The organism is Myxococcales bacterium (assembly GCA_016706225.1).
Taxonomy (GTDB): domain Bacteria; phylum Myxococcota_A; class Polyangia; order Polyangiales; family Polyangiaceae; genus JADJKB01.
On sequence record JADJKB010000012.1, the window covers coordinates 74,058 to 99,100 of the forward strand.

At 64.7% G+C, this 25,043-nt stretch carries 18 protein-coding genes; 3 read left to right on the top strand and 15 right to left on the bottom strand.

The annotated features are described in order from the left end of the window. Nucleotides 1–8 precede the first annotated feature (8 nt). The 11 genes from IPI67_20065 to IPI67_20115 all read right to left on the bottom strand — a co-directional run bounded on the left by IPI67_20065 (nt 9) and on the right by IPI67_20115 (nt 9,535). Nucleotides 9–1,661, bottom strand: coding sequence for a Tad domain-containing protein (locus tag IPI67_20065; protein ID MBK7582483.1), 1,653 nt, complete (start codon nt 1,659–1,661; stop codon nt 9–11). Beyond that, complete coding sequence (locus tag IPI67_20070; GenBank protein MBK7582484.1) at nt 1,648–2,166, bottom strand: hypothetical protein; 519 nt, start codon at nt 2,164–2,166, stop codon at nt 1,648–1,650. The genes IPI67_20065 and IPI67_20070 overlap by 14 nt, the downstream gene beginning before the upstream one ends. Nucleotides 2,167–2,215: 49 nt before the next feature. Further along, complete coding sequence (locus tag IPI67_20075; protein ID MBK7582485.1) at nt 2,216–2,761, bottom strand: prepilin peptidase; 546 nt, start codon at nt 2,759–2,761, stop codon at nt 2,216–2,218. Between the two features lie 60 nt (nt 2,762–2,821). After that, entirely contained in the window at nt 2,822–2,989 is a 168-nt protein-coding gene (locus IPI67_20080; protein ID MBK7582486.1) for a Flp family type IVb pilin, read from the bottom strand. 49 nt (nt 2,990–3,038) lie between these two features. Continuing rightward, nucleotides 3,039–3,218, bottom strand: a complete 180-nt coding sequence (locus IPI67_20085) for a hypothetical protein (protein MBK7582487.1) — start codon at nt 3,216–3,218, stop codon at nt 3,039–3,041. Between the two features lie 340 nt (nt 3,219–3,558). Next, on the bottom strand, nt 3,559–4,227 hold the full coding sequence (locus tag IPI67_20090) for a hypothetical protein (protein ID MBK7582488.1): 669 nt from the start codon (nt 4,225–4,227) through the stop codon (nt 3,559–3,561). Between the two features lie 40 nt (nt 4,228–4,267). Further along, nucleotides 4,268–5,107, bottom strand: a complete 840-nt coding sequence (locus IPI67_20095; protein MBK7582489.1) for a hypothetical protein — start codon at nt 5,105–5,107, stop codon at nt 4,268–4,270. Then, the gene (locus tag IPI67_20100; protein ID MBK7582490.1) at nt 5,104–6,948 is read right to left on the bottom strand and encodes a long-chain-acyl-CoA synthetase; all 1,845 of its coding nucleotides are present in this window, start codon (nt 6,946–6,948) and stop codon (nt 5,104–5,106) included. The genes IPI67_20095 and IPI67_20100 overlap by 4 nt, the downstream gene beginning before the upstream one ends. A 131-nt stretch (nt 6,949–7,079) precedes the next feature. Then, nucleotides 7,080–8,081 (bottom strand): CAP domain-containing protein, encoded by a 1,002-nt coding sequence (locus tag IPI67_20105; protein ID MBK7582491.1) that lies wholly within the window; start codon nt 8,079–8,081, stop codon nt 7,080–7,082. Nucleotides 8,082–8,134: 53 nt separating this feature from the next. Further along, entirely contained in the window at nt 8,135–9,277 is a 1,143-nt protein-coding gene (locus tag IPI67_20110; GenBank protein MBK7582492.1) for a carboxypeptidase regulatory-like domain-containing protein, read from the bottom strand. A gap of 96 nt (nt 9,278–9,373) precedes the next feature. Further along, a complete protein-coding gene (locus IPI67_20115) occupies nt 9,374–9,535 on the bottom strand; it encodes a hypothetical protein (GenBank protein ID MBK7582493.1) in 162 nt (53 codons plus the stop codon). A gap of 244 nt (nt 9,536–9,779) precedes the next feature. Between IPI67_20115 and IPI67_20120 the strand changes: the two genes are divergently transcribed. Then, nucleotides 9,780–11,123 carry an HlyC/CorC family transporter gene (locus tag IPI67_20120; protein MBK7582494.1) on the top strand — a complete coding sequence of 448 codons (1,344 nt, stop codon included), beginning with the start codon at nt 9,780–9,782 and terminating at the stop codon, nt 11,121–11,123. A gap of 3 nt (nt 11,124–11,126) precedes the next feature. Here IPI67_20120 and IPI67_20125 read toward each other — a convergent pair whose 3' ends face one another. Continuing rightward, complete coding sequence (locus IPI67_20125) at nt 11,127–11,606, bottom strand: TerB family tellurite resistance protein (GenBank protein ID MBK7582495.1); 480 nt, start codon at nt 11,604–11,606, stop codon at nt 11,127–11,129. Nucleotides 11,607–11,771: 165 nt separating this feature from the next. Here IPI67_20125 and IPI67_20130 point away from each other — a divergent pair, with 165 nt between their 5' ends. After that, complete coding sequence (locus IPI67_20130) at nt 11,772–13,466, top strand: serine/threonine protein kinase (protein MBK7582496.1); 1,695 nt, start codon at nt 11,772–11,774, stop codon at nt 13,464–13,466. 162 nt (nt 13,467–13,628) lie between these two features. Here the strand turns inward: IPI67_20130 and IPI67_20135 are convergent, their stop codons facing one another. Continuing rightward, a complete protein-coding gene (locus IPI67_20135) occupies nt 13,629–15,284 on the bottom strand; it encodes a PPC domain-containing protein (GenBank protein ID MBK7582497.1) in 1,656 nt (551 codons plus the stop codon). Nucleotides 15,285–15,631: 347 nt separating this feature from the next. Here IPI67_20135 and IPI67_20140 point away from each other — a divergent pair, with 347 nt between their 5' ends. Further along, complete coding sequence (locus IPI67_20140; GenBank protein MBK7582498.1) at nt 15,632–16,243, top strand: hypothetical protein; 612 nt, start codon at nt 15,632–15,634, stop codon at nt 16,241–16,243. 255 nt (nt 16,244–16,498) lie between these two features. On the opposite strand, the gene rpoC is transcribed toward IPI67_20140, so the two are convergent. Further along, nucleotides 16,499–20,761, bottom strand: coding sequence for a DNA-directed RNA polymerase subunit beta' (rpoC, locus tag IPI67_20145; GenBank protein MBK7582499.1), 4,263 nt, complete (start codon nt 20,759–20,761; stop codon nt 16,499–16,501). Nucleotides 20,762–20,776: 15 nt separating this feature from the next. Continuing rightward, nucleotides 20,777–24,916: a DNA-directed RNA polymerase subunit beta gene (gene rpoB, locus IPI67_20150; protein ID MBK7582500.1), complete on the bottom strand. Its 4,140-nt coding sequence runs from the start codon at nt 24,914–24,916 to the stop codon at nt 20,777–20,779. Between the last annotated feature and the right edge of the window lie 127 nt (nt 24,917–25,043).

Here is a 25,043-nt window from a genome sequence, read left to right on the forward strand (position 1 = left end):
TTGCGAGCTCAATGGATGACCTCCCAGGATGGCATCACCCAACCGTCGATTGCGTTGTCGATCCCCTTGCCAAGCGCACCCGTCACCGTCGACTTCAGCTTGCCGGCGAGTTTGTCGTAGGTGTCCTTGCCGAGACCACCCAGGATGATGCTGGTCCCACCATTGACCGCCGGGTCGACCCACTTGCCGCCGACGTACTTCTTGACGACGTCGAAGACCTTGCCGATGCCCAGCTGACCCAGGTTGATGCCACTGACCGAGAAGCGCCGGAGGCGCGCCCGCCAGTACATCTTCCACATGCATTCCTTCTTCAAGTCCGACCACTTGCCGGAGTCGTCGAAGTAGAACTCTGCCTGGCCGAAGCGCCAGTTACCCCAGCCCGCGTCCACCTTCGGCATCTGGCCGGTCTTGGTGGCGATGGCCAAACCCTTGTCCACGTTGCGCGGCCACTTTTCGTCGCCGCCCGTGAAGCCGAACACCTGGAACCAGATCGAGCCGTGCTCGGCGCCCGACCAGATCTCCTTCGGGGTCTTGTTCTTGGTGTTCGCGATGCCTCCACCCTTGGGGTCGAAGCCGGTCTCGTTCATCTTGTCTTTGGCTGCCTGCGTACCCTCTTTTTTGCAGTTCGCCGTGTTGAACTCCGCCAAGTTGCCACCGAGATCCGTGCAGAACTTCGACATGCAAGGCGTGGCCTTGTCCTTGTCCACGTCTCCAGTGCACTGCGGGTAGGAATTCCCGCTCTTGACCTTGTCCGCGCAGTCATCTTTCTGATTCTTGCAGCCGTTGTTGACCTGCTCTTTGATCTTGTTGTCCATGATGTCTTGGATGTTCTTCGCACCCCCTCCACCACAGAAGTAACCGCTGAACGTGCCAGACACCGCGCCGGCGATCGCCTTCAACACCGTCACGACGGGCGGGATGGGGATCCAACCCAAGCCATTCTCGATGGCCAGCTCCGCGCTCTTCTTGCAGAACTTGCCCCACTCCATCTCCTCGACCGGCAGCCCCAGCTTCTTGGATGAGGGCACGAAGGGCACCATCGACGGACTGATCGCCACGCCAGTCGTGATCAGCGGTTTGTAGGCCTTCGAGACCTTGTTGCCTTTGTACGCACCCACGTAGGGCGTGGTCATTGCCACGACCTTCTCGAAGATGCTGAGTGCCGGCAGGACCTTGTCCAGGATCTTCTCGTACTGGTTAGCCCCTTTGATCAGGCCCTGCTCCATCTTGACCATGGTCGGCATGGCGGCGGCGCACACTGGCGAGAGCGGGCAGAAAATGGTGGCGGCGATACAGATGCCGCACGCCACGATCGTGATGCCCAGCATCAGAATGAGCATGCGCATCATGATCAAGACGGCCAGGAGCGCAGCCATGATCAGGTTGATGAAGACGATGATGTTCATGCCGCGCGCGTGCACACCGGCGGAGGTGTAGGCGACGGCGTCGGCTGCGTCCTGGATGCGCTCGCGATACACGATCGCGTTGCCCATGCCGATGATGTAGAAGACGCCGGCGGCCAAGAGCGCGGCCATGAAGACGCCGGCGATCATGATGGCGCCGCTCTGATCGCTGGCCAAATTGCCGCGATCCGCACCGCAGCGCCGCATGCGCTGTTCGGGGCGGCCAACCCAGTGGAGGAAGCGGTCAAGGATATTCATAGTCCGCTCCATGAACGACCATCTTCGCCTCGGCGCTGACGGTGGTGAGACCTGCAAACCCGCAAATCACCTTGTCGGCCACCGGCAGGCGGCAGCGATAAGGCACCTCGACACGAACGGTGACGACCTCGTCCCGTTTGAAACTCGATTTCTCTTTGCCGTCGCCGCCACGAATCGTGACCTGGGCGAGCGGCCAGAGCAGACTGCGATTGCCTCCGAGACCCATCTGCACCGCGCGCTGAATCGCGTCCTTGCGCTTGCCGCTGGCGGAACCAACTGCTGCGCTGCTGTAGCCCTTGGGGTTGTCCGGCAGCACGACAGCTGCGGCGCGCGCTCCCAGGTAGGCGGAGTGCATCGTGACGAGCTTGCCGGCGTAGATGCCGACCGACTGCATCAGGCACCAAAAGCCAAAGAAGATGGGGAAGAATGCCCCGAGGAACTCCACGTAGACGGCGCCCCGTTTGTCTTTTCTTAGACCGCTAGGCGGCTGACTGGGACGGCTCACGGGTTTTCCTCCTTCACTCGCTTGTTTCGAATCGCCTCGAGCAGTTTTGCTACACCCTCCAGTGCAACAGCACCGATATGAGGGTCGCCACGAATATCGAAGGCCCAAATCGGAGCTCCGACATCATCTCCGTCGTCAGCTCCTTCCGCTTGTCCTTCGGAACGAACACGTTGCGTACGAGCAACACGCTGTTTCCTAGGGTCCTGAGCAGCTTGCCTTCGTAGGCCAATCTCACCGGGGCGTAGAGCGCGGCAACGATGAAGGAGTACATCTCCATTTCGATGCCTGTCATTGGTCTGAGCAGTGCTCCCATGGCCCCTAGTAGCTTGACGTCACCTCCTCCAATTGCTCCTGAGCGATACAAGAAGATCGGTATCACTCCACATGTGATGACTCCGACGATCGACAAAGCGAAGCCCTGCCCTGCCGCGCCCCAGCCCTCCCGCGCCAGACCGAAGCCGGCGTGAGCGAGGGGTGCGATGGCCATTGGCCCGAGCGTCAACCAGTTTGGGATCTCGCCTGTGCGCCAGTCGAACCAGGCCGAGAGCCCGGTCACGAGAACTGCGGCAAGTAGAAAGTATTGCTCGCCGTACATTCTCGCGGTCCCTAGCGGCGCGCCGATTCACGACTCTCGGCGCGCCCTCCGGCGACCCCATCACAGTGCGTTGATCTGACCGGCCTTCTCGTTGGTCTTGCTGTTGAGGTTGTTGCCGAACGTGCGGAACGCGGCAATTGCGATCAGCGCGATGACAGCCACCACGATGATGTACTCGACCATGTTCGCGCCACGCTTGTCTTGAATCAGCTGCCGAATCTTGTCCATGTTCATTTGCCTCGTGCTTTGGGTCCGGATCGCCGGGGTTTAGATTGGGTCAGGGGAAGGGTGAAAGGATGATGGCCTGGGAGCGCTCGTAGTTCGCCACGAGGCTCGGGCCGAGGCCCAGGATGGCCGCCGCGAAGCCGATGCACACCGTCCCGAGGAGCACGACGTACTCCGTCATGATTGCCCCGCGGCCATCACTGGCCAGGGCGCGCATGCGGCGTCGAGTCACGGGGGAGGAATGATTCATCAGCGGTGCTCGGAGTGCCGTTCGGAGACGTATCGACACTCTCAACTCTGTTACGGAAGGTAGCAGGCAGCCTTCCCATCTCGCAACACAAAATGAACCCGAAGGCCGCGAATTTTTTGATGTTTTTGCCGTCCTCGGCGAAAAATTCCAGTCGGCTTGTGGGGTCGTCCGACGGGCTCGGAAAGTTCCGATCGCGGCGCCACGTCTGGCGGAGCGGAACACGCTTCGACGCTGGCCAGCTTTCGATTGCCCAGCCGCGAGCGCAGGTATCCGGCGAGCTCGGAGCCCTCCCTGCGGCGGGCCGGGCGCCGCCGGAACTCGTTCAGATCGGCGTCGGCCCGGACGGCTTCTTGTGGCCGCCTCCACGGATCACGCGCTTCTTCTCAATCTTGAACTTCTGGTCGAACACAAACACGTCGTCGGAGTGTTTGACCTCGAAGGTCGCCGCCGGGTTCTGCGGCCGCAGGTCCTTGGCGGTGTCGGCGTCGGTGGACAGAAGCAGCTGGAACATCTGATTCGGCGGCATATCCAGATACACGTGGGCTGCGCCGGACACGTCGGTCCGCGCCACCTCGCGGCCCAGGTACATCACCGGGAGATTTGGGCCGGAATCCGCCCTCACCGCAACGACCACGCTGCGGGTCGCCTTGGGACAGTCCACCTGATACTCGGGGCGCTGCGAGGGGTCGGCGGTCTTGCGCAGAGTGACGCTGACCGGCTTCGGGGGACTCTGAAACCCCGTCGGGCACTTCAGGGTCAAATCGTAGACCTCGCCCTCAGCGCCCTTGAGTCGGAAATTCACGACTCCGGCGTCGTCGGTCACGCCAATCTTCTTCTGTTTGTACCAGACCTCTGCGCCCTTCAGCGGCTGGCCGGGCTCACCGAACACCTTGACCCGCGCTTCAAACGGCTTTGGCGGCGGAGGCTTGAGCAGGTCGCAGCCAAACACCGTGAACGCTGCGAGGACCACGGCGAAGGTTCGAGCGGACATTGGTAGAATGATACCACTCTGAAGCACCGAATCCACTCTGCTAGCCTGGTGACTTCGGGTAGCGCGGGTCGTCGGAGACCAGCCACTCGAACTGGGGCGTGAGCGCGCGGGCTACGGCGGCGTCCAAAACGAGCCCAAGATCGCCCAGGTCGCTCAGCTTGGTCTCCAGTCCGGCGCCCCTCGCGAACACCCAGTAGGTGCTGCTGGAGGCCCGGCTGGCTGGGTCGGACACGGCAAACAGCAGGCGCTTGCCACCCGCGCGCGCGTAAACGGCGGCGCGCCCTGCGGACCATGTGTCGGGCTCCGAACCGACTACCAGGATGCGAGCGAAGAAAGGTGGTTCGGTCCTCGCGAGCTCCAGGGCGTATTTCACCCCGGCTGCAAAGGCCACCAACGTGACCGGACCGGAGGCGACGTGCTCAGCGAAACGAGCTTTCAACGCCTTGAGCGCGCCTCGTAGCTCTCGCTCGACTTCTGCCTGGCTGCCCCAACCGTAGCGGAGCGCGCCACCCGAACCCGACGTCTCGACTCCGCGCGGACAGAGCACGAACGCGCGAGCCTTCGTGATGCCGGTCCAGGTCCCGCACGCCCACTCCGGGCGATCGGCGCCACCATGCAGGGCAATCACGATGGGGCGCGGCTCTCGGGCGCCGATCGGCACCGCGACGTACGAGCTACCGAAGCCGGGCACCTCGAGCTCCGTGAGCCAGCTCTCCGCCGCGAGCGGGGGCAGCGCTGGCGCTGGTTTGCTGGACGGCGCGGCCGCCGCAGGCGCCGGCCGCTGATGACGGGAAAGGCGCACGAGTCCGTAGATCGAAGCCGCGAGAGTCAGGAGCGCGAGCGCAACGACGATGCGTTGGCGTTGGCTGTCGTCACTCACAATCGGATGCGTCCCTCTACGACATCGGCAAAGCGCTCGGGCGTGAGACGGATATATCCCTCGTCGGTCCGAAGATACAGGGGATCCGGCACTCGCGTCGGATCGACGCCATCCGAGCGAAGTTGCATCTTCTGGATCTTGAACGTGCCGGTCGTGTTCAATCGCTCGATGATGCGGACGAAACGCGGCTGGGCGTAGCTCGGCAGGCCTTGGGCCGTCTGCCAGAAACCTCCGGCGTCGAACTCGCCGTCGATCTCGAGCGCGGCCAGACCAGCCTGCCCCTCCGCGCCCGGCACGTGAACCGATGAGACGGTCGCGCCCTGCACGCCCGGGGCCAGACTGACGACCTCGGCGACCTCGGCGGTCGAGACGTTCTCGCCCTTCCAGCGGTACGTGTCGCCGATTCGATCGACGAAGAAGAAGTAGTCGTTTTCGTCGAAGCGCATCAGGTCACCGGAGCGGAAGAAGCGGTCGCCCGGCTTGAACACGTCCCGCAGCTGCTTCTTCTTGGTGGCGGCTTCGTCGGTGTAACCGCGGAATTCTCCGAGCGCGGTGCGGGGCACTTCCTTGAGCTTGATGAGCAGCTCTCCCACTTCGCCCGGCTCGCACTCGATGCAGTGTCCGGACGCGTCCCGCACGAGCTCGTCTCGTTCAACGTCGTAGCGGGCGAGCTTGAGCGCGCCCAGGCGTCGGAACGGGACATGACCAACCGACCCGACCTTGCCGGTCAAGTTAGCGATGATGCCGGGGGCCTCGGTCGCGCTGTAGAACTCACGGATGGCCGCGATCTGGAAGCGATCCCGGAACTCCTCCCACACATCGGCGCGCAGCCCGTTGCCCACCGCCACGCGGATTGGATTGTTGCGCTCGAGCTCGGACCTGGGGCTGTTGACCAGGTATCTGCAGAGCTCGCCGATGTAGAGCATCGCGGTCGCGCGATATCGCTGGACGTCCGGCCAGAAGGCCTTGGCGCTGAAGCTGCGTCGAATCGCCAGCGGCGTGCGTGTCATCACGCAGGAGCCCACGCCGATCAAGAGCGCGCTGGAGTGGTAGAGCGGCAGCACCGAATAGAGCTTGTCCCCAGGCTGAAACTCGAACAGCAGCGGGCCGAACGCGGCGCCGGCCAGCACCGAACGTGCGTGGGTGACACGGCAGGGTTTCGGCAGGCCCGTCGTTCCGGACGTGAAGATGTAGACGAAGTCGCTGCTCGTGTCCGAGCTGCTCCGCGCGGCGAGGGGCGACGTCTTCGCCATGCGGTCCTCGAGATCGCCCGCATCGAAGCTGACCAGGCGCGTGACTCCCACCTCGCCGAGTCGGCGCACGCGCTCGAGGAGGGACTCCTGCACCACCGCGAGGCGCGCGTTCGAAACGCGGATCGCGTGAGCGAGGGGTGCACCCTCGAGGTGGCTGTTGATGAGTGACACCGTGGCGCCGAGCCGGGAAATGCCGAACAGGACGCAGAGGTAGCTGGGGGAATTTTCTCCCAGAAGCACCACGACGTCGCCCTTGCGCACGCCGTCGCGGTCCAGCACGGCTGCGACGCGCGCCACCCGCTCTTCCAGCTCGGCCCAGGTGAGCTGTTGGTCGTCCATCTCGAGGGCGAGCGCATCTGGGTCCACGCGCGCGTGTTCGCGCAGCATGCGCTCCAGGCTCTCGTCTCGACCATCACGAGCGCGCACCAACCAGGGCAGCGTCTTCCTGACGGCAATCGGCGTGGTATGCAGCGCGGACAGGATCGTCTCCCGCCACAGGGGATCGTCCCGGCGGCGCACGACGTCGACCACCGTGTTCTTCAGTGCGTCCAACGCTTCGCCGAAGCCCGCCGCTAGATCCGTTGCCATGGGCTCGATAAGTTACCGGCTTCGCCGGCGTCGAGCAGTAGCTAACGGCACTCGGGCGGGCGCTCCAGTTGGCAAGTCGACGATGCTCTCGCGCTGTAAGGCCGTTTCACGCAGATACTCGGGGGGGGCCGTCAGTTACCGAAGATCTGTCCCCACTGGCTGCCGTAGCTCCCCACCCCCACCCGCTTGAAGGTGCCGTTGAGCATGTTGGCATTGTGGCCCGGGCTATTCTTCCAGCCCGTCATGACGGCGGACGCGTTGGCGTAACCGGCCGCGATGTTCTCTCCATTGGCGCTGGTTCCGCACAGTCCGGCGCGTGTCCAGGGGCTGGACACGGCGGCTTCGGGGGCGGTGTGGGAGAAGAAGGTGTGGACGGCCATGTGGTGGCAATGCCCCTCGATGGTCGCTTCGAGCTTGGCGTCGTTGGCGAGAGCACCCTTGCCGCTGGCGATTCGATATTGATTCAGGAGGTTGAAGACCTCGGTGATCTTGGCTTTCTCGCTCGAGCTCGGCACACAGCAGACGGGGATCAGCTTGCCCGCCTCGCTTCCGGTACCACCCGGGTTGGTCTTGGTCTCGTAGTGTGCCCCGGTCGGCGTTCCGCCCGTTCCGCCACCGCTCGGTGAGCCACCGCCACCGCTCGGTGATCCACCGCCGCCACTCGGTGAGCCACCGCCGCCACTCGGTGAGCCACCGCCACCACTCGGTGAGCCACCGCCACCACTCGGTGAGCCACCACCACCGCTTGGCGCTCCGCCGCCACCACCGGGCGCTCCGCCACCACCGGGCGCTCCGCCACCACCGGGCGCTCCGCCACCACCGGGCGCTCCGCCACCACCGGGCGCTCCGCCACCACTTGGTGCTCCGCCGCCACTTGGTGCTCCGCCGCCACCGGGGGCACCCGCCGCGCCGCCGGCTCCGCCGCTCGGTGCACCCGCCGCGCCGCCATCACCCCCGGTTCCTGCCGTCCCGCCCGCACCGCCAGAGTTGGCGCCACCACTATTCGCACCTCCAACTCCGTACTGGCCGCCGGTGCCGTCCTCGAACGTCACGTCGTCGTACCCGAGCACGTTCGCGCAGCCGGGAGCGCATCCAAGCAAGAGCGCAGCGAACCAGCGAGCACTCTTCCTCATTGCTGCGAGTGTGAACGCGGAGCGACCGGCTGACAATCAGGAAAACCGGAGGCTCACTCCGGGCGAAGCCGCACCGAACCGAGACTCGTTCGCCTGCCGGGCTCCAGGTTGACTCGAACACGCTCCGCAAAATGGCCCGGCGCTTCGAGCACGACGTCGTACGTGCCGGAAGGCAACTCCTCGAGGACTACCTCCGACTCGGCCGGGTCATACGCGCGGCGAGCCACGCAGATCTCCTTTGCAAAATGCGTGTTGAACTCACACACACTCACCATCAGCGACCGAGTCCCACTCGCGAACTGCACGCGCGCATCAACGCTCGCCGGCGCAGACAGTCGGAGCTCGACGTTCGCAGAACCCGTCCGCACCCCGCGCAGGTGACGCGCCGCGAAACCTTCGGCGCTCGCGAAGATGTTGACGGGTTCGACCCCGAGGCCCGGAAGCTCGAATCGACCCTCGGCATCCGTGGTCGCAAAGCCGCCCGAGGAGTCCGAGGTCCCCACGTGGGCGCCCACCAGCGGCACGCCGGCGCCATCCACCACCCGCCCGGAAATCACCCGGCCCTCGTCCAGGGTCAGTCGTTGGACCTGAACCGGGGGCTGGGGCTCCAGCCGCAGCGTCATGCGTCCGGGGCGATGCCGGGCGGAGACGGCCGCAAGAGTGATCTCCCCGGGCTCGAGGCTTCCCACTTCGCACTTCCCGTCGGCTCCGGTCTCGCAGTGACCGCGCTCGCGGTCGTCCGAAGCAATCACTCGCACTTTCGCCCCCGCGACCGGCCGTCGGAGAAAATCACTGATCCAGATCTCTACGGCGACCGCTGGCTCGAGGTCGATCTCGACCCTGGCCTTGCCCGCGGAGATGCCGAGGCTCCGCTCCACTGGCAGATGCCGTGGGTGCGCGACGATCAGGCGAAACTCGCCGGTTTGTAGCGGACCGAGGACGAGCACGCCGTGCACGTCGGTGACTCCCGAAGCCAGGAGGTCGTCCTCGTGCGCCAGCCCCACCTTGGCCCCACTGATCGGCGCGCCGCCAGCGCGAACCACGACCTCCAGGCTCGCGGCGAGCGGCGCCTCGCTCTTCGGGACCGCGTTCTCACTTGCTCGGGGCGACGGCAGAGTAGGAGGCCGGAAAAGCAGAAAGATGACGACCGCCGCACCCGAGAGCGCCAGCGCCCATACGATTCGACGACCGCTCATCCATCCGCCCCGCTCGAGCCAAGACTAGTCGTGCCCACGTGCAGCAGGAAGCCTGCAGGACCCGGGGCAGCCCGTCGAGTGCAGGCGCGGCCCGTCTCAAACCCTGCGACGACTCGCCTGCATGCCGAGCCGAACCGCGCCGTGAACGAGTCCCGCGCCGGGCTCGCGGCGCGAGCGTGCCATCAGCCAGGCAACGAACGCCCCCTCCAGCAGCACGATCCCGATGAATGCAGCGTCGAGCTCACTCGCTCCCAACATGCGTCCAACCTCCCTCTGTACGCGCGTACCGGTATTCTTCGACTCGGGCCAAGAATTCGGCGCGAAAGGCACAACGCCGGTCCGCTCATTTCGGCGGCAAAGCAGCGGAAAAAGCCAATGTTTTTCCGCGAGCCCGCGCTGCGGTATAGGTCTTCGCACAAGTGTGCGTGTCTGACGCGCACGGGGTGGCAAGCCCGGCTCGCGCCGGCTTCGCACGAGAACGAACAGCGCAAGGACCCGGAGTTTGAGCACGAACCTGACGGAGGGAGCGCATGCACCCAATTCCATGGACCCGTGGCTCGGCCTTGCGCTGGGCTTGCTGCTGGTCGCGCTGAACGGCTTCTTCGTCGCCGCAGAGTTCGCGTTGGTCAAGGTGCGGCCCACGCAGATCCAGCCGCGCGCGGATCGCGGCGAGCTCCGCGCGCGGATGACGGCGACGATCTTGGGCCAGATGGACTCCTACCTCTCCGCCGCTCAACTCGGCATCACCCTGGCCAGCTTGGCCCTCGGCTGGATCGGTGAACCAGCCTTTGCTTGGCTCCTACGCCCGCTCTTTGCGTTCATCCCTGGCGCAAGTCCCGCTCTGCTGCACTCCGCGAGCATCACCGGCGCTTTCTTCACCATTACCGCGCTTCACATCGTGCTGGGTGAACAGGCGCCGAAGTGGTTGGGGATCAAGAACGCGGAGGCGGTCGCCCTCTGGGTCGCCGCACCGCTCTACCTCTTTCACAAGCTGACGTTTCCTCTAACCTGGGTGTTGAACCGCTCCACGAACACCGTTCTGCGCTGGGTCGGTGTCGAAGTTGCGGACGGCGAGCACTCCGAACACAGCGAAGATGAGCTACGGTTGCTGCTGTCGTCCGGCCCGACCGAACGCCTCTCCAAGCAGAAGCGGGAGCTGCTGGACAACGTATTCGAGCTCTCCCACCGCACGGCGCGTCAGGTGATGGTGCCGCGCGCGGACGTCATCTACTTGTCCCTGCACCGCTCCCTCGAAGAGAACCTCGACATCGCTCGACAGGCCGAGTTCACGCGTTTCCCGCTGTGCAAAGAGGATCTCGATCAGGCCGTGGGCATCGTGCACATCAAGGATCTCTTCCGCACGGCCGTCCTGCCAAAGGATCTGCAGTCGGTGAAACGTGAGATCCACTTCGTACCCGAGACGCTGACCCTCGACCGCCTGCTCAGGCGCATGCGCAAGGAGCGCGAGCACATGGTCGCCGTCGTCGATGAGTACGGCGGCGTGAGCGGAATCGTCACGCTCGAGGATGTGATCGAGGAAATTGTCGGCCAGATCCAGGACGAGTTCGATCACGAAAAGCCGGAGATTTCCCGAGAGAGCGAGAACGTCTACCGCGTCTCGGGCGCAATGCTCGTTGTCGACCTCGAGGACGCGCTGAACGTGGAGTTCAGTGATCGGGACGAGGACACCGTCGGCGGAGTCGTGCTGTCAGAGCTCGGGCGCGAGCCGAAGGTTGGGGATTCCGTCGAGGTCGGCGAGGTGCGCTTCGAGGTCCTGGAAGCCAGTCGCCAACGCATAGGTCTGCTGCTGGTCACCGTGCGCCATGCCCACGCCCGCGACGCTTGACGCTCAGGGGTCGACGGCTTGACCCAGGCGCGCGGCACGCGCGGCGTCCAAGCGCGCGTCCAGCGTCTCGCGCAGCGTGCGCACGTCGAAGCGGTCGGGGCGGTTGTCTTCACCGGCGATCTCGCGCAAGATTTCATCGGCACGCTGCCGCGGCGGCTCGGGCACACCCAGCGCCGTCGCAAGCTGCGTCAGCGCTTCTCTGGTTCGCACCGATGCCTCACCGTCCAGGGTCGCAATCCACGACGCGACTGCGTAGACGAACAGCCGGTCGGACTTCGACATGTTCATGCGATCGACCACCCCCACGTCGACCGGACTCTTGACCGCCTCTTCGAGCCGCTGCAGGGACTCGATATCGAGGCCCTCCTCCACCGCGGTTCGCAAGATCGCGTCCGCCGCCTGGCGCGTCAGCTCGCCGTCCGCCCAGCCGACAGCGGCCAGGGCGATGTAAACGTCGAGCCCAAGGATGGGGTTCGTCGCCATTTGAGCTAGAGACTACACCGGGTAGGCACCCGGCGAGAACGGTCTCCTGTGCCCGGGACCGGGCGCCCAGCGTCCACGACTGGGCCCCCACGGACCACCGCACGGCCTGCGGGCGAATCTCTCGACTTGAAACGCGGTCCCAGACAGCCGAAAACCAGTCTCAGCATGGGCTCGAACCCGCCGCCGCCCACGCTCGTTCCGGGCCAGAATCTGGACCGCTACGAGCTGCTCTGCCCGGTCGCCCAGGGCGGCATGGCCCAGGTGTGGGTCGCTCGAATGCAGGGCAAGCTCGGTTTCGAGAAGCTCGTCGCGCTCAAGACCGTTATTTCCGAGCACGCTCAGGATGATCGGTTCGAGAAAATGTTTCTCGACGAAGCGCACATCATCGCGCGCATCCGCCACCCAAACGTCGCTCAGATCCTCGACCTGGGTCAGCAGGGCAGTGTCTTGTTCCTGGTGCTCGAGTGGGTCGAGGGCGAGTCCGTGGCGGCGATTCGACGGGCCGTGCACGGCAAGGGTGAGAAGATGCCCTTGAACATCGTCCTCCGCATCGTGGCGGACTCCTGCGCTGGACTCCACGCGGCTCACGAGCTCAAGAACGACAAGGGCGAGCCCCTGAACGTCGTACACCGAGACGTATCCCCCTCGAACGTTCTGGTCAGCACCAGCGGCGAAGTGAAGCTGATCGACTTCGGAGTCGCGAAGGCCGTCGACAGGATTTCCCCGGAGACTGCGGCGGGTGTGATCAAGGGCAAGGTCGCGTACATGTCCCCCGAGCAAGCGCTCGGGAAGACCGTCGACCGGCGTTCCGACGTCTGGTCGGCCGGCATCATGCTCTATCACCTGCTGGCGGGCCGCACGCCCTACGAGGCCGACAACCAGATTGCCACGCTGCACCGGGTAGTGCAGGGGCTGCCTCCGGATCCGATCCGCGGAATACCCAAAGAGGTGGCGGATGTCGCTTACACGGCGCTCTCGTACAGCGCGGACGGGCGATTTGCTTCCGCCGACGAAATGCAGCGCTCCATCGAGCGGGCGCTGGTTCAGTGTTGCGGGCCGACCACACAGACCGATGTCGCCGGCTACCTGAACTCGAAGATGACGGAGCGGCTCGCGCGGCGGAAGCGCACCGTGGCCCGAGCGCTCGAGGCCGCAGAACAGCGCAAGGTGCTGGTGGAAGAGTTCGAGACCGCCATCGAGCAGTCGAGCAGCAGCTTGTATGCCGCGTTCGAGCTGAAGACTCCGTCTTCGATGCAGGGGTTCACCCGCTCGGAAGAGGCGTCGGACGCCGCCATCGACGCGCTGATCGGCGACCCCACCTCAACCGCGCCCGCACCCACGCCCGCACCCGCGCCCGCACCAGTGCCCGCACCCGCACCCGCGCTGGAGCTGCCCGCGCCCGCGTCGCTGGATTCGCCCGCCTTCTCGGACGCCCCCACGCTGAAGAAGCCGCCCACCAACTTGCCGGACATCCCCATGCCGGCCAGCGTGCAGAAGGCCCCCGGTCCACTGCCACCGATGCCGCGAGCACCCGCGTCTGATCGGCCCCCGCCGCCGCAGAGCTCGGACGACGACGCGCTACCCCCCATCCCCAGGGCGCCGCCTGCGGCCGGGAGCGAGCCAACGCGAGCAACGAAACCAAAGATCGCCATCCCCGCGCCACCGGTGATCACGGCAGCCGAAGACCCGGCGTCGCGTCGGGAGTTCTACTCGATCCCGGACACATCGAAATTCGGAACACGCCGCCGCGGCCCGCTCATCTTCCTCGGCTTCGCCGCCGCGCTCTTGGTGCTCGGGTACGGCGCGTACATGGCCTGGGACAAGATGAACACCGAGAAGCTCATGGCCCCTTCTCCGTGAGTGCGCCGTCCCGCGTTTTCCCCGGAGTCTGCTGGCCAAGATCCACAAAAACGGCGACGGGGCCAACCGCGGGTCGGCCCCATCGAACTCGTCTCTAGACTTGGAGCAGCGCTTTCGCCAACCCGCCGGGCAGGTGGTGCTCGAGCTGCCGGTTGACTCAGCTCACTGGGACTTGCCCACGAGCTGGAACGTCGAGCTGCTGGCCCAACCGCGCACCATCACGTGAATCGGTGCGTCGGTGTTCAGGTCCACGCTGCAGCTCTCCTTCGACCCCGCCTTGTAGGGCCGGCAGTCGTACAGCTTCGTGGTCGGAGCCTGTCCGATGCGCACGTAGAGATCCGCGTCACCCGTGCCGGTCAGATCGAACCGGTAAGAGCCCTTCGGCAGGGTCGGCGTCTCGTAGCGAGTCTCCACCGACTTGTTCACGCTTCCACCTTCGGTGAGGCCACTCCACGCGGGCACCGGGTTTCCGCCGCCGCCGCCGGGCACGAACGTGTTGTCCTCTTCGCCGGTGACCAAGATCACCTGCGACGGGTCGACGTCCTTGAAGATCTGCTCGTAGGTCTTGGGCTCGTCGTAGCTGAGCAGTCCGTTCACGAACGCCATGGTCGCCTCGGCGTCCGAGCGGAAGTAGGCAGGCATCGCGTTGATGACCATGTCCAGGTACTTGGTGCCGGTCGGATCGTCCGGGTTGATCGCGGCGTGTTCCTTCCACAGCTCGTCGTCCACGTAGGCGTAGCTGTCGCACCCGTTCTCGAAGAAGATGCCGTACTGGCCCGTCGCCCACTTGCCCTTCTGGGCCAGCGCTCGAATGTTCGCGCCGAGGCCGGCGTGGCCGTTGTAGACGACGAAGTCCGCCGTAGTCGAGAGCGACTCGTAGCGGTCGTCGAAGACCGGACCGGCGGTGCGCACGTTGTCGACGAGCAGGGCGTAGATCTCGACCTGTTTGCCATCAGCCAGGGTGACGTGGAACTCGAGGTCCGGGTGGGCAACACCGGGCGAAGAGGGCACACTCTCCGGAACGGTGGTCATGCCGGCGCCTGCAAAGCGTGCCTTCACCGCATTGACGAACTCGTTGTAGGCCGCGATTCCCGCGTCGGAGTTGGCGGTGGCGCCGTCCTCGTATTTGCCGAAGATGGCCACCGTCTTGAAGAGGTTGTCCTCCCAGACCTTGTTGTACTCCGGGTACTTGCCCGTCGTGTTGACGGAGCTCACGGTCACGGTCGCGCTGGCCGTGTAAACGTCGGCCTCGTCGAGGCGGCATTCCGACGCCAGCGGGCGGAAGTAGTACCACATGCTGCCCGAGTCCACGTCGTGCGCGCCCCAGTCGACGCATGTGTGCTTGTACTTCTCGGTGAAGGCCTCGTAGCCGCTGTAGCTCGCATCGCGCGGGATGCTGAGCTTGTAGCTGGTCGGGACGCTGTTCTTCTTGCCCCAGGCGACCGGCATCTTCGCGTGATACGTGATCTTCTTCTTGCCGTTCTCGTCCGTGGTGTTGACGTTGGTCAGCTCCAGTTTGTCCAGGCGCCCAACGCTCTTGTCGGCGTTCAGGTGACCAATGGTGTAGAGCAACTGGTCCTCGACGGTGCGCTTGGCATTCCACGCCGAGTCCACGACAGCCTCGCCGTCCCACTCGAAGTCGACGACGATCGCTTGCACGCTCGAGTCGGCCTTGCCCTCTTCGGGCTTCACCAGGTCGTCACCGTCGATGACCTGATTCCCGCTGCCGCCACCGGGCTCGGAGGTGTCCATCGCGCATCCGGCAGCCAGCGCGAGAAGGGTCGGAGCAATCAGGCTCGTGAGCTTTGCGAGGCGCATGGTGTATTTCCTTTGGGAGTGGGACGAGACCCTCCGACTCGCATGGGCCGGGGACCGCGTTCCCCGAAAACTTGCCCACTTGGTGCGAATCGGTACGTGCGTGTGTAACTAACACCTACATCTACGTACCTGCAACCACTATTTTTGATGTGATCCCAAACAGCCTAAATCGTGCCGGGATCGCCCATGCACAAGGAGGCGCGGCCCGGCCGCGGCCGGGCCCGTCGCCCAAGCCTTGGTCGTGAAGCTCCTGCGAGCGGCGCCACCGCCGTGTGGACGCAGGTGCGCTCATCGTCGTGAGATTTCAGTGGCCCGCCGCTGCATGGGCTTCGTGTAATCTCTGCTGCATGCGATCAACTTGGCGTGGGCTCTTCGCTCTTGGAACGACCCTCTTGGTTGGAACTGCACTTGCGAGTGGCTGTAGCAGCAGCGACGGCGGCGGTGGCGGCGGCAGTACCAGCACCGGCGGTAAGGACGGCGGCACAGGCGGCACCTCAACTACCGGCGGCACCGGTGGCGGCGGCACCGGCGGCGGCGGCACCGGCGGCGGTGGCGGATGCAAGCCCGCTCCCGATCCCAATTCGACGGACGCATGCGACGTCTGCCAGAACGACGACCGTGCTGGCTGCGCTTGCGACACCGAAATCCAGGCCTGCTTGGACGACGCGGAGTGTTCTGCACTGTGGGACTGCGTCATCGACGGTGAGGCTGACGGCGGTGTCGGGGCCTGCCCGCCCGAGTTCAGCACGGACGCCGCAGCCTGTGTGAGCGAGTGCGCTGCAGTTCACCCCACTGGCAAGGCCCTGTACCTCGCGATGGAGAAGTGCCAGTATTGCACCTTCTGTGGGGCCGCGTGCGACACCGGCGAGTACTGCACGGCGCTCGACAACCCGTCCGACGCAGGACCGGACCCCGACGCAGCACCAGGCGACGCCGCGGCGGACTCCGCGAGCGACTGAATCCTGCGGAAATCGGCACAAAACGAGCCGACGACGCCAACCGCGTCGGCGGCCGTTTCAGTTACTACCGGCTGAAAGACGCGCGACGACCTCACCGCGTAATGACGTCCGGCGCGCGCAACGGGCGGAGCACACGCTGAGCGCGGAGCCCACGTTGCAGGGCACGCGCCGCGGCGCTGACCCGAACACACAAAGCAGGCGAGGCGCCCGACCCGTGGATCGAACGCCTCACTCCGCTTGCCGAATGGCTCCCGGTCAGTCTTCGCCGACCGCCGCGGCAATCTCCGCGGGAGTGGCGCGCTGAATCGGAATCGGCGCGTAACGCTCGCCCTGGTCATCAACGACCAGGTTCAAGCGTTTGTACGGCGGCAGGCCGGTGCCCGCCGGGATCAGGCGACCCATGATCACGTTCTCCTTGATGCCGCGGAGATCGTCGGTCTTGCCACAGATGGCCGCCTCGGTGAGCACCTTGGTCGTCTCCTGGAACGACGAGGCGCTGATGAAGCTCTCCGTCGAGAGGGACGCCTTGGTGATGCCGAGCAACATGGCCTCGGCGACTGCCGGCTGACCACCGCGCTCCATCACGCGGGTGTTCTCGCGCTCGAACAGGTACTTCTCGACCTGCTCATCGACCAGGAAGTTGGTGTCACCCACCTCCTTGATCCGAACACGACGCAGCATCTGACGCACGATCACCTCGATGTGCTTGTCGTTGATGCCGACGCCTTGCAGCCGGTAAACCTGCTGGATTTCGTTGACGAGCCACGCTGCGAGCTCTTTTTCGCCCTTCACCTTCAAGATGTCGTGCGGGTTGGCCGGGCCGTCCTGCAGTGGATCACCCGCGCGTACGCGGTCGCCCGGCTGCACCTGGATGTGTTTGCCCTTCGGGATCAGGTACTCGCGTGCCTGATCGGGCAGCTGCGCACCATCCGCGCCGTAGGGCGTGATGAGGATCTTGCGCTTGCCCTTGGTGTCCTTGCCGAACGAAACCTCGCCGTCGATCTCGCTGATGATGGCGTGATCTTTGGGTTTGCGCGCCTCGAACAGCTCGGCAACACGAGGCAGACCGCCGGTGATGTCCTGCACCTTGGTCGTGTCACGGGGGATCTTGGCAATGGCCTCGCCGGGATGGATCTCCTCGCCCTCCAGCGCCACGATGTTGGCACCAACGGGCAGCAGATATCGCGCGTCGAGCTCCGAGTTCGGCAGCTTCATCGCCTCTCCGGTCTGGGGATCGGTGATGGTGATGCGCGGTCGCAGATCCGCGGCGCGGCTCTCGATCACGATCTTGCGCGACAGGCCGGTGACCTCGTCGACCTTTTCGATCACGGTCACACCCTCGACCAGGTCGCCGAACTTCACGATGCCGCCGACCTCGGTGAGGATCGGGCTGGCAAAGGGATCCCACTCCGCCACGATGGTGCCGGCCGCGACCCGGTCCCCCTCGCGGTGTTTGAGGATGGCGCCGTACACCAGCCGGTGGTGCTCACGCTCACGGCCCGTGTCGTCCATGATCACGAGCTCACCGTGGCGGTTCATCACCGCGATAGTGCCGTCCTGTTTGCTGGCCAGCAGCGTGTTCCGCAGGCGAAGGGTGCCCTCGGTCCGCGTCTCGAGCGAGCTCTGCTCGATCTTGCCGCGGGCCGCCGCGCCACCGATGTGGAAGGTACGCATCGTGAGCTGAGTACCGGGCTCGCCGATGCTCTGCGCCGCGATGATGCCGATGGCCTCACCCATGTTCACGCGGTAGCCGCGCGCCAGGTCGCGGCCGTAGCACATGCCGCACACACCACGTCGGGTCTGGCAGGTGAGCACCGAGCGAATGACGACCTCCTCGATGCCGGCGTCCTCGATCTTGCGGACGAGCGCCTCGTCGAGCTCGGTGTTGTTCTCGACCAGCACCTCGCCGGTCAGCGGATCGACGACGTCCTCCAGCATCACACGACCCAGGATGCGGTCGCCGAGCGGTTGGATGACCTCGCCGGCTTCCTCGAGCTTGGTGACGCGGATGCCGTCGAGTGTGCCGCAGTCGAACTCCGCGACGACGGCGTCCTGCGCCACATCGACGAGACGACGGGTCAGGTAACCGGAGTTCGCGGTCTTGAGCGCGGTGTCCGCCAAGCCCTTACGCGCGCCGTGCGTACTGACGAAGTACTGCAGCACGCTGAGGCCCTCGCGGAAGTTCGCGGTGATCGGCGTCTCGATGATCTCGCCAGACGGCTTGGCCATGAGGCCACGCATGGCGGCCAGCTGCCGCATTTGCTGCGTCGAGCCACGCGCGCCGGAGTCCGCCATGATGTAGACCGGGTTGAAGCTGGCCTCCTCGACCTTCTCGCCCGTCTCCGGATCGGTCACGATCTCGCGACCGATCACGTTCATCATCTCCTCGGTGACGCGGTCAGCGACACCCGCCCAGATGTCGACGACCTTGTTGTAGCGCTCGCCGTCGGTGATCAGACCTTCCTGATACTGGTCGACGACCTTCTCGAGCTCGGCCTGAGCCTCGTCGATGAGCACCTTCTTCTTCGGCGGAATGATCATGTCGTCCATACAGATGGACACGCCGCCCAGGGTCGCGAAGCTGAAGCCCAGTGTGCGCAACCGGTCCGCCAGGAGCACGGTCTCCTTGTTGCGGTGTTTGCGGTAACAGACGTCGATCAGCGCCGACAGTGCCTTCTTGTTGAGCACCTTGTTCGCGTAGTCGAACGGGATGCTCTCCGGCAGGATCTCGCTGATGAGCACTCGACCCACGGTGCTCTCGAGCAAGCGTGTACGCAGCTGGCCCTCCTCGTCGCGGTCGGTCACGCGAACGCGAATGTCCGCGTGCAGGTCGACGACGCCGTTGTCGTAGGCCATGCGAACCTCGCCGGGTGACGAGAACACACCACGCAGGTAGCCCGAGACCTCGCCCTTCTTCTCGTCGAACTTGAAGGAGCCGTCGCGGAAGCAGCCTGGTGCGAACCGGCGCATGCGGGTCGCGTAGTAGAGCCCGAGCACGATGTCCTGCGTCGGGTTGATGATCGGGCGACCGTTGGCCGGCGACAGGATGTTGTTGGTGCTCATCATCAGCACGCGCGCTTCCATCTGCGCCTCGATGCTGAGCGGGACGTGCACCGCCATCTGGTCACCGTCGAAGTCGGCGTTGAAGGCCGCGCAGACCAGCGGGTGGAGCTGAATGGCCTTGCCCTCGATCAAGACCGGCTCGAACGCCTGGATGCCTAGACGGTGCAAGGTCGGGGCACGGTTCAGCATCACCGGATGCTCGGTGATGACCTCTTCGAGGATGTCCCAGACCTCGGGACGCTCCTTCTCGACCATCTTCTTGGCGCTCTTGATGGTGTTGACGTAGCCGCGCTCTTCGAGCTTGTTGTAGATGAACGGCTTGAACAGCTCGAGCGCCATCTTCTTCGGCAGACCGCACTGGTGCAGCTTCAGCGCCGGGCCGACCACGATGACCGAGCGGCCCGAGTAGTCGACGCGCTTGCCGAGCAGGTTCTGACGGAACCGGCCCTGTTTGCCCTTGAGCATGTCGGAGAGGCTCTTGAGCGGGCGCTTGTTCGGACCCGTGATGGTCTTGCCACGACGGCCGTTGTCGAACAGTGCGTCGACGGCCTCTTGCAGCATGCGGCGCTCGTTCCGGATGATGATCTCCGGAGCGTTGAGCTCGAGCAGGCGCTTCAGGCGGTTGTTGCGGTTGATCACACGACGGTAGAGGTCGTTGAGATCGCTGGTGGCGAAACGCCCGCCATCGAGCGGCACGAGCGGACGCAGATCCGGCGGCAGCACCGGGATGACCGTGAGCATCATCCACTCCGGACGGTTGCCGGACCCACGGAAGGCCTCGACCACCTTGAGGCGCTTGGCGAACTTCTTCCGCTTTGCGTCGCTGGTGCTGGTGCGCATGTCGTGGCGGAGCACCTCCGAGAGGCCGTGCACGTCGACGCGCTTCAGCATCTCGAGCACCGCCTCGCCGCCCATGCCGGCCGAGAACTTGTCGTCCCCGTACTCGTCGAGCAGCTGGGTGTACCGATCCTCGGTCAGGAGCTCACCCGCCGACAGGCCGGTCTCCTTCGGATCGATGACCATGTAGGCCTCGCAGTAGAGAACCTTCTCGAGATCCTTGAGGGTGATGTCGAGGATGTTGCCGATGCGGCTGGGCAGGCTCTTCAAGAACCAGATGTGGGCAACGGGAGTCGCCAGGCTGATGTGGCCGAGGCGCTCACGCCGGACCTTGCTCTGGATCACCTCGACGCCGCACTTCTCGCACACGATGCCGCGGTGCTTCATGCGCTTGTACTTGCCGCAGATGCACTCGTAGTCCTTCACCGGACCAAAGATCTTGGCGCAGAACAGGCCGTCCCGCTCCGGCTTGAAGGTTCGGTAGTTGATGGTCTCCGGCTTTTTTACTTCGCCGTGGGACCACTCACGGATCTTCTCTGGGCTCGCGAGCGAGATTCGCATCGCGGAGAACGAGAGGGGATCCTTGGGCTTCTCGAAAAACGAAAAGATGTCACGCATGGTTGGTCTCCCTCATCACTCTTCCGCGGCCGCAGCGCCCAGCGTAGTCGCTGGACCCTCGACCAATTCCACGTTCAAGCACAGCGATTGCAGCTCTTTGATGAGCACGTTGAAGCTCTCCGGTAGCCCGGCTTCCAGCGCGTACTCACCCTTGACGATCGACTCGTACATGCGGGTTCTGCCCTGCACGTCGTCGCTCTTCACGGTCAAGAACTCCTGCAGGGCGTAGGCGGCGCCGTACGCCTCCATGGCCCAAACTTCCATTTCACCCAAGCGCTGTCCGCCGAACTGCGCCTTGCCACCCAGCGGCTGCTGCGTGACCAGGGAGTACGGCCCGATGGACCGAGCGTGGATCTTGTCGTCGACCAGGTGGTGGAGCTTCAGCATGTACATGATGCCCACCGTCACATCCTGCTCGAACGGGTCGCCACCGCGACCGTCGAACAGAATCGCCTGACCGCTCGACGGCAACTCCGCGAGCGCGAGTGCTTCCTTGATTTGCGACTCGCGCGCGCCGTCGAACACCGGTGAGCCGAACAGCACACCGAGCTTCAACTTCCTCGCGAGATCGTAGGCCTCTTCACCCGAAAGCGACTTGATGACCTTCACGAACTTCTCGTCGCCCGCGTAGACGTCGGCCAGCTTTTGTTTGACCTTGTCCGGGCTGAACTTCTGCTCGACCATCTCGTTGAGCTGGCGTCCGAGCTGGCGTCCTGCCCAGCCGAGATGCGTCTCGAGGATCTGGCCGACGTTCATGCGGCTTGGCACACCGAGCGGGTTCAGAACGATGTCCACCGTGGTGCCATCGGCGAGGTACGGCATGTCCTCCTCCGGAAGCACGCGGCTGACGACACCCTTGTTGCCGTGGCGGCCTGCCATCTTGTCGCCGACCTGGATCTTGCGCTTGATGGCGACGTAGACCTTCACCATCTTGATCACGCCGGGCGGCAGCTCGTCGCCCCGCGAGAGGCGCTCGATCTTCTCGCGGAAGTGCTCCTCGCGCGCCCGAACCATGTCCTCGAGGCCGACGAGCAGCTGCCCAACCTGGTCCGCGCCGGTTTCCAGGGGAATCTCGCCCCAGTATTTGCGCGGCACGCCGTCGAGCGCCTCGTCGTTGAGCTCGGCGCCCTTGGCCAAGAGCACCTTGCCCTTGTCGTCGACGACCTTGCCGGTGGTGACCTTGCCGGAAAGAACCCGGCGGATCTTGCGGAAGTAGCTGTCGCGGAAGATCTTCACTTCCTCGTCGCGGTTTCGCTCGAGCTTGGCGCGCTCCTGGTCTTCGATGGCCTTGGCGCGTTCGTCCTTGTCGGTGCCCTTGCGGCTGAAGATCCGCGCGTTGATCACGATGCCACTGACGCCCGGCGGCACCTTCAGTGAGCTGTCGCGCACGTCGCCGGCCTTCTCGCCGAAGATCGCCCGGAGCAGCTTCTCTTCAGGCGAGAGCTGGCTCTCACCCTTGGGAGTGATCTTGCCCACCAGGATGTCGCCCGGCTTCACCTCGGCGCCGATGCGCACCACGCCGGCGTCGTCGAGATCCTTGAGGGCCTCTTCACCGACGTTCGGAATGTCTTTGGTGATCTCTTCTTTTCCGAGCTTGGTGTCGCGGGCGACACACTCGAACTCCTCGATGTGGACCGAGGTGTAGATGTCCTCGCGGACCAGCTTCTCGGACAGCAGGATCGAGTCCTCGAAGTTGTAACCCTGCCAGGGCATGAACGCGACGAGCACGTTCTGCCCAAGCGCGAGCTCACCCATGTCCGTGGCTGCGCCATCCGCGAGCACGTCACCGGCCTTGACCACCTCACCCGGACGGATGATGGGCTTCTGGTTGTAACAGGTGCTCTGGTTCGAGCGCTGGTACTTGGTCATCTGGTAGATGTCCGGTACCTCGTCGCCGTGGTCGCCCGTGGCGCGAACGACGATGCGCTCGGCGTCGACGCCCTCGACCACACCGTCGCGCCTGGCGATGACACAGACGCCGGAATCGATGGCCACGCGGCTCTCCATTCCAGTGCCGACCAGCGGTGCTTCGGTGCGGACCAGCGGCACGGCCTGGCGCTGCATGTTGGCGCCCATGAGTGCGCGGTTTGCGTCGTCGTGCTCCAAGAACGGCACGAGCGCCGCCGCCACGCTGACCATCTGGTTCGGCGCGACGTCCTGCAGCTCGATCTGGTCCGGAGTGGCCATGCGGAACTCGCCGTTGAAACGAGCGCTGACCAGCGGGCCCTTGAACTTGCTCTTGTCGTCGATGTCCGCCGTGGCCTGAGCGATGTACTTCTGCTCTTCCTCGAGGGCGCTGAACCAGTGCACGTCGGGAGTGGTGCGGCCCTGTTCGACGCGGCGGTAAGGCGTCTCGACGAAGCCGTACTCGTTCACGCGGGCGAACGTCGACAGCGAGGCGATGAGTCCGATGTTCGGACCTTCAGGCGTCTCGATCGGGCAGATACGGCCGTAGTGGGTGGCGTGCACGTCGCGCACCTCGAAGCCGGCGCGCTCCCGCGTCAGACCGCCGGGCCCCAGGGCCGAGAGGCGGCGTTTGTGAGTGACCTCGCTGAGCGGGTTGGTCTGGTCCATGAACTGCGAGAGCTGCGAGCTTCCGAAGTACTCCTTGACGACGGCACCGACCGGCTTGGCGTTGATCAGGTCGTGCGGCATCAGAGTGTCGATCTCTTGCGACACACTCATGCGCTCCTTGATGGCGCGCTCCATGCGAACCAGACCGATGCGGTACTGGTTCTCCATCAGCTCTCCGACCGCGCGCACGCGGCGGTTGCCGAGGTGGTCGATGTCGTCCACCGAACCACGGCCGTTCTTGAGCTCGATCAGGTGACGCACCGTCTCGAGGATGTCCTGCGGGGACAGGATGGTCTGATCCAGACCCGGCTTCTGATCCTCGGGTAGATCGCGGTAGAACTTGTAGTTGAGCTTCAGCCGGCCGACCGCCGAGAGGTCGTAGCGCTCGGGGTTGAAGAACAGGTTGTTGAACAGCTGTTTGGCCGTCTCGAGCGTGGGCGGATCACCCGGGCGCAGGCGCCGGTAGATCTCCATGATCGCGTCCTCGGTGGTCTTCACCTTGTCGGCGATCAGCGTGTCGCGCAGGTAGGGACCGACGTTGAGCCCGTCGATGAACAGCACCTTGAACTGGTCGATGCTGGCCTCGCGCAGACGCTCGAGGGTCACCTCGGTGACCTCCTCGTTGCACTCGAGCAGGACCTCTCCGGTCTCCTTGTCGATCACGTCCTGAGCACTGACCTTGCCCACCAGCTCGACGATCTCGAGCGGCAGCCGGTCAATCTTCGACTCTCTCAGCTTCTTGATCGCGGCGCGGGTGAACTTGGTGTTCTTGCGCACCACCACCTCGGAGCCGACCTTGATGTCGCGCGTCGAACGCTGGCCCGGGAGCAGATCGAACTCGATGCTCTTGGCGAACTTGCCGCCCTTCTCCATGTACACCGTCTCGGTGTTGTAGAAGTAGTTGAGCAGATCCTGAGAGCTGTAGCCCAGGGCGCGCAGGAGCACCGTCGCGTGCATCTTCCGACGGCGGTCGATGCGCACGTAGATGATGTCCTTGTGGTCGAACTCGAAGTCGAGCCACGAGCCCGAGTAGGGAATGACGCGAGCGGAATAGAGCAGCTTGCCGCTGGAGTGGGTCTTGCCCTTGTCGTGATCGAAGAACACGCCGGGGCTGCGGTGGAGCTGGCTGACGACGACGCGTTCGGTGCCGTTGATGATGAAGGTGCCCGTCTCGGTCATCAGCGGGATCTCGCCGAAGTAGACCTCTTGCTCCTTGATGTCGCGCACGATGCGCTCGCCACCCTCGCGAGTGTCGTAGACCATCAACTGGGTCGTCACCTTGATGGGCGCGGCGAACGTCATGCCGCGTTGGCGGCACTCGTCGACGTCGTACTTCGGCTTCTCGAGGTTGTACGAGACGTACACGAGCTCGCTGGTCCCATCGAAATCCTTGATGGGGAACACACTACGGAAGACCTCTTCGAGACCGATTTCCCGCCGATCGCGCGGACCGACCTCGGACTGGAGGAACTTGTCGTAGCTGGACTTCTGGATGTCGATCAGGTTCGGAATCTCGACCACGGAGTCGATCTGACCGAGGTTCTTACGATGCCGGAAGTTCGACTGGACTTTGGATGCCATTCGGTAGTTCCTCTGCTGGAGTCACGAGAGAGCGTCGCGGGGCGACGCGGGTCCTTCAAACCGGGACCAAAAGGGGCCAGGGGCCCAAAGCGAAACTGGTGGAGCGGGCGGTCGGCCTTCGCAGAGC

What these genes read in the sequence shown, in the direction of transcription:
- rpoB (MBK7582500.1), bottom strand. Translation starts at nt 24,916, where the DNA reads ATGGCATCCAAAGTCCAGTCGAACTTCCGGCATCGTAAGAACCTCGGT.
- IPI67_20130 (MBK7582496.1), top strand. Translation starts at nt 11,772, where the DNA reads ATGGGCTCGAACCCGCCGCCGCCCACGCTCGTTCCGGGCCAGAATCTG.
- IPI67_20075 (MBK7582485.1), bottom strand. Translation starts at nt 2,761, where the DNA reads ATGTACGGCGAGCAATACTTTCTACTTGCCGCAGTTCTCGTGACCGGG.
- IPI67_20080 (MBK7582486.1), bottom strand. Translation starts at nt 2,989, where the DNA reads ATGGACAAGATTCGGCAGCTGATTCAAGACAAGCGTGGCGCGAACATG.
- IPI67_20135 (MBK7582497.1), bottom strand. Translation starts at nt 15,284, where the DNA reads ATGCGCCTCGCAAAGCTCACGAGCCTGATTGCTCCGACCCTTCTCGCG.
- IPI67_20065 (MBK7582483.1), bottom strand. Translation starts at nt 1,661, where the DNA reads ATGAATATCCTTGACCGCTTCCTCCACTGGGTTGGCCGCCCCGAACAG.
- IPI67_20110 (MBK7582492.1), bottom strand. Translation starts at nt 9,277, where the DNA reads ATGAGCGGTCGTCGAATCGTATGGGCGCTGGCGCTCTCGGGTGCGGCG.
- IPI67_20105 (MBK7582491.1), bottom strand. Translation starts at nt 8,081, where the DNA reads ATGAGGAAGAGTGCTCGCTGGTTCGCTGCGCTCTTGCTTGGATGCGCT.
- rpoC (MBK7582499.1), bottom strand. Translation starts at nt 20,761, where the DNA reads ATGCGTGACATCTTTTCGTTTTTCGAGAAGCCCAAGGATCCCCTCTCG.
- IPI67_20115 (MBK7582493.1), bottom strand. Translation starts at nt 9,535, where the DNA reads ATGTTGGGAGCGAGTGAGCTCGACGCTGCATTCATCGGGATCGTGCTG.
- IPI67_20140 (MBK7582498.1), top strand. Translation starts at nt 15,632, where the DNA reads ATGCGATCAACTTGGCGTGGGCTCTTCGCTCTTGGAACGACCCTCTTG.
- IPI67_20125 (MBK7582495.1), bottom strand. Translation starts at nt 11,606, where the DNA reads ATGGCGACGAACCCCATCCTTGGGCTCGACGTTTACATCGCCCTGGCC.
- IPI67_20090 (MBK7582488.1), bottom strand. Translation starts at nt 4,227, where the DNA reads ATGTCCGCTCGAACCTTCGCCGTGGTCCTCGCAGCGTTCACGGTGTTT.
- IPI67_20100 (MBK7582490.1), bottom strand. Translation starts at nt 6,948, where the DNA reads ATGGCAACGGATCTAGCGGCGGGCTTCGGCGAAGCGTTGGACGCACTG.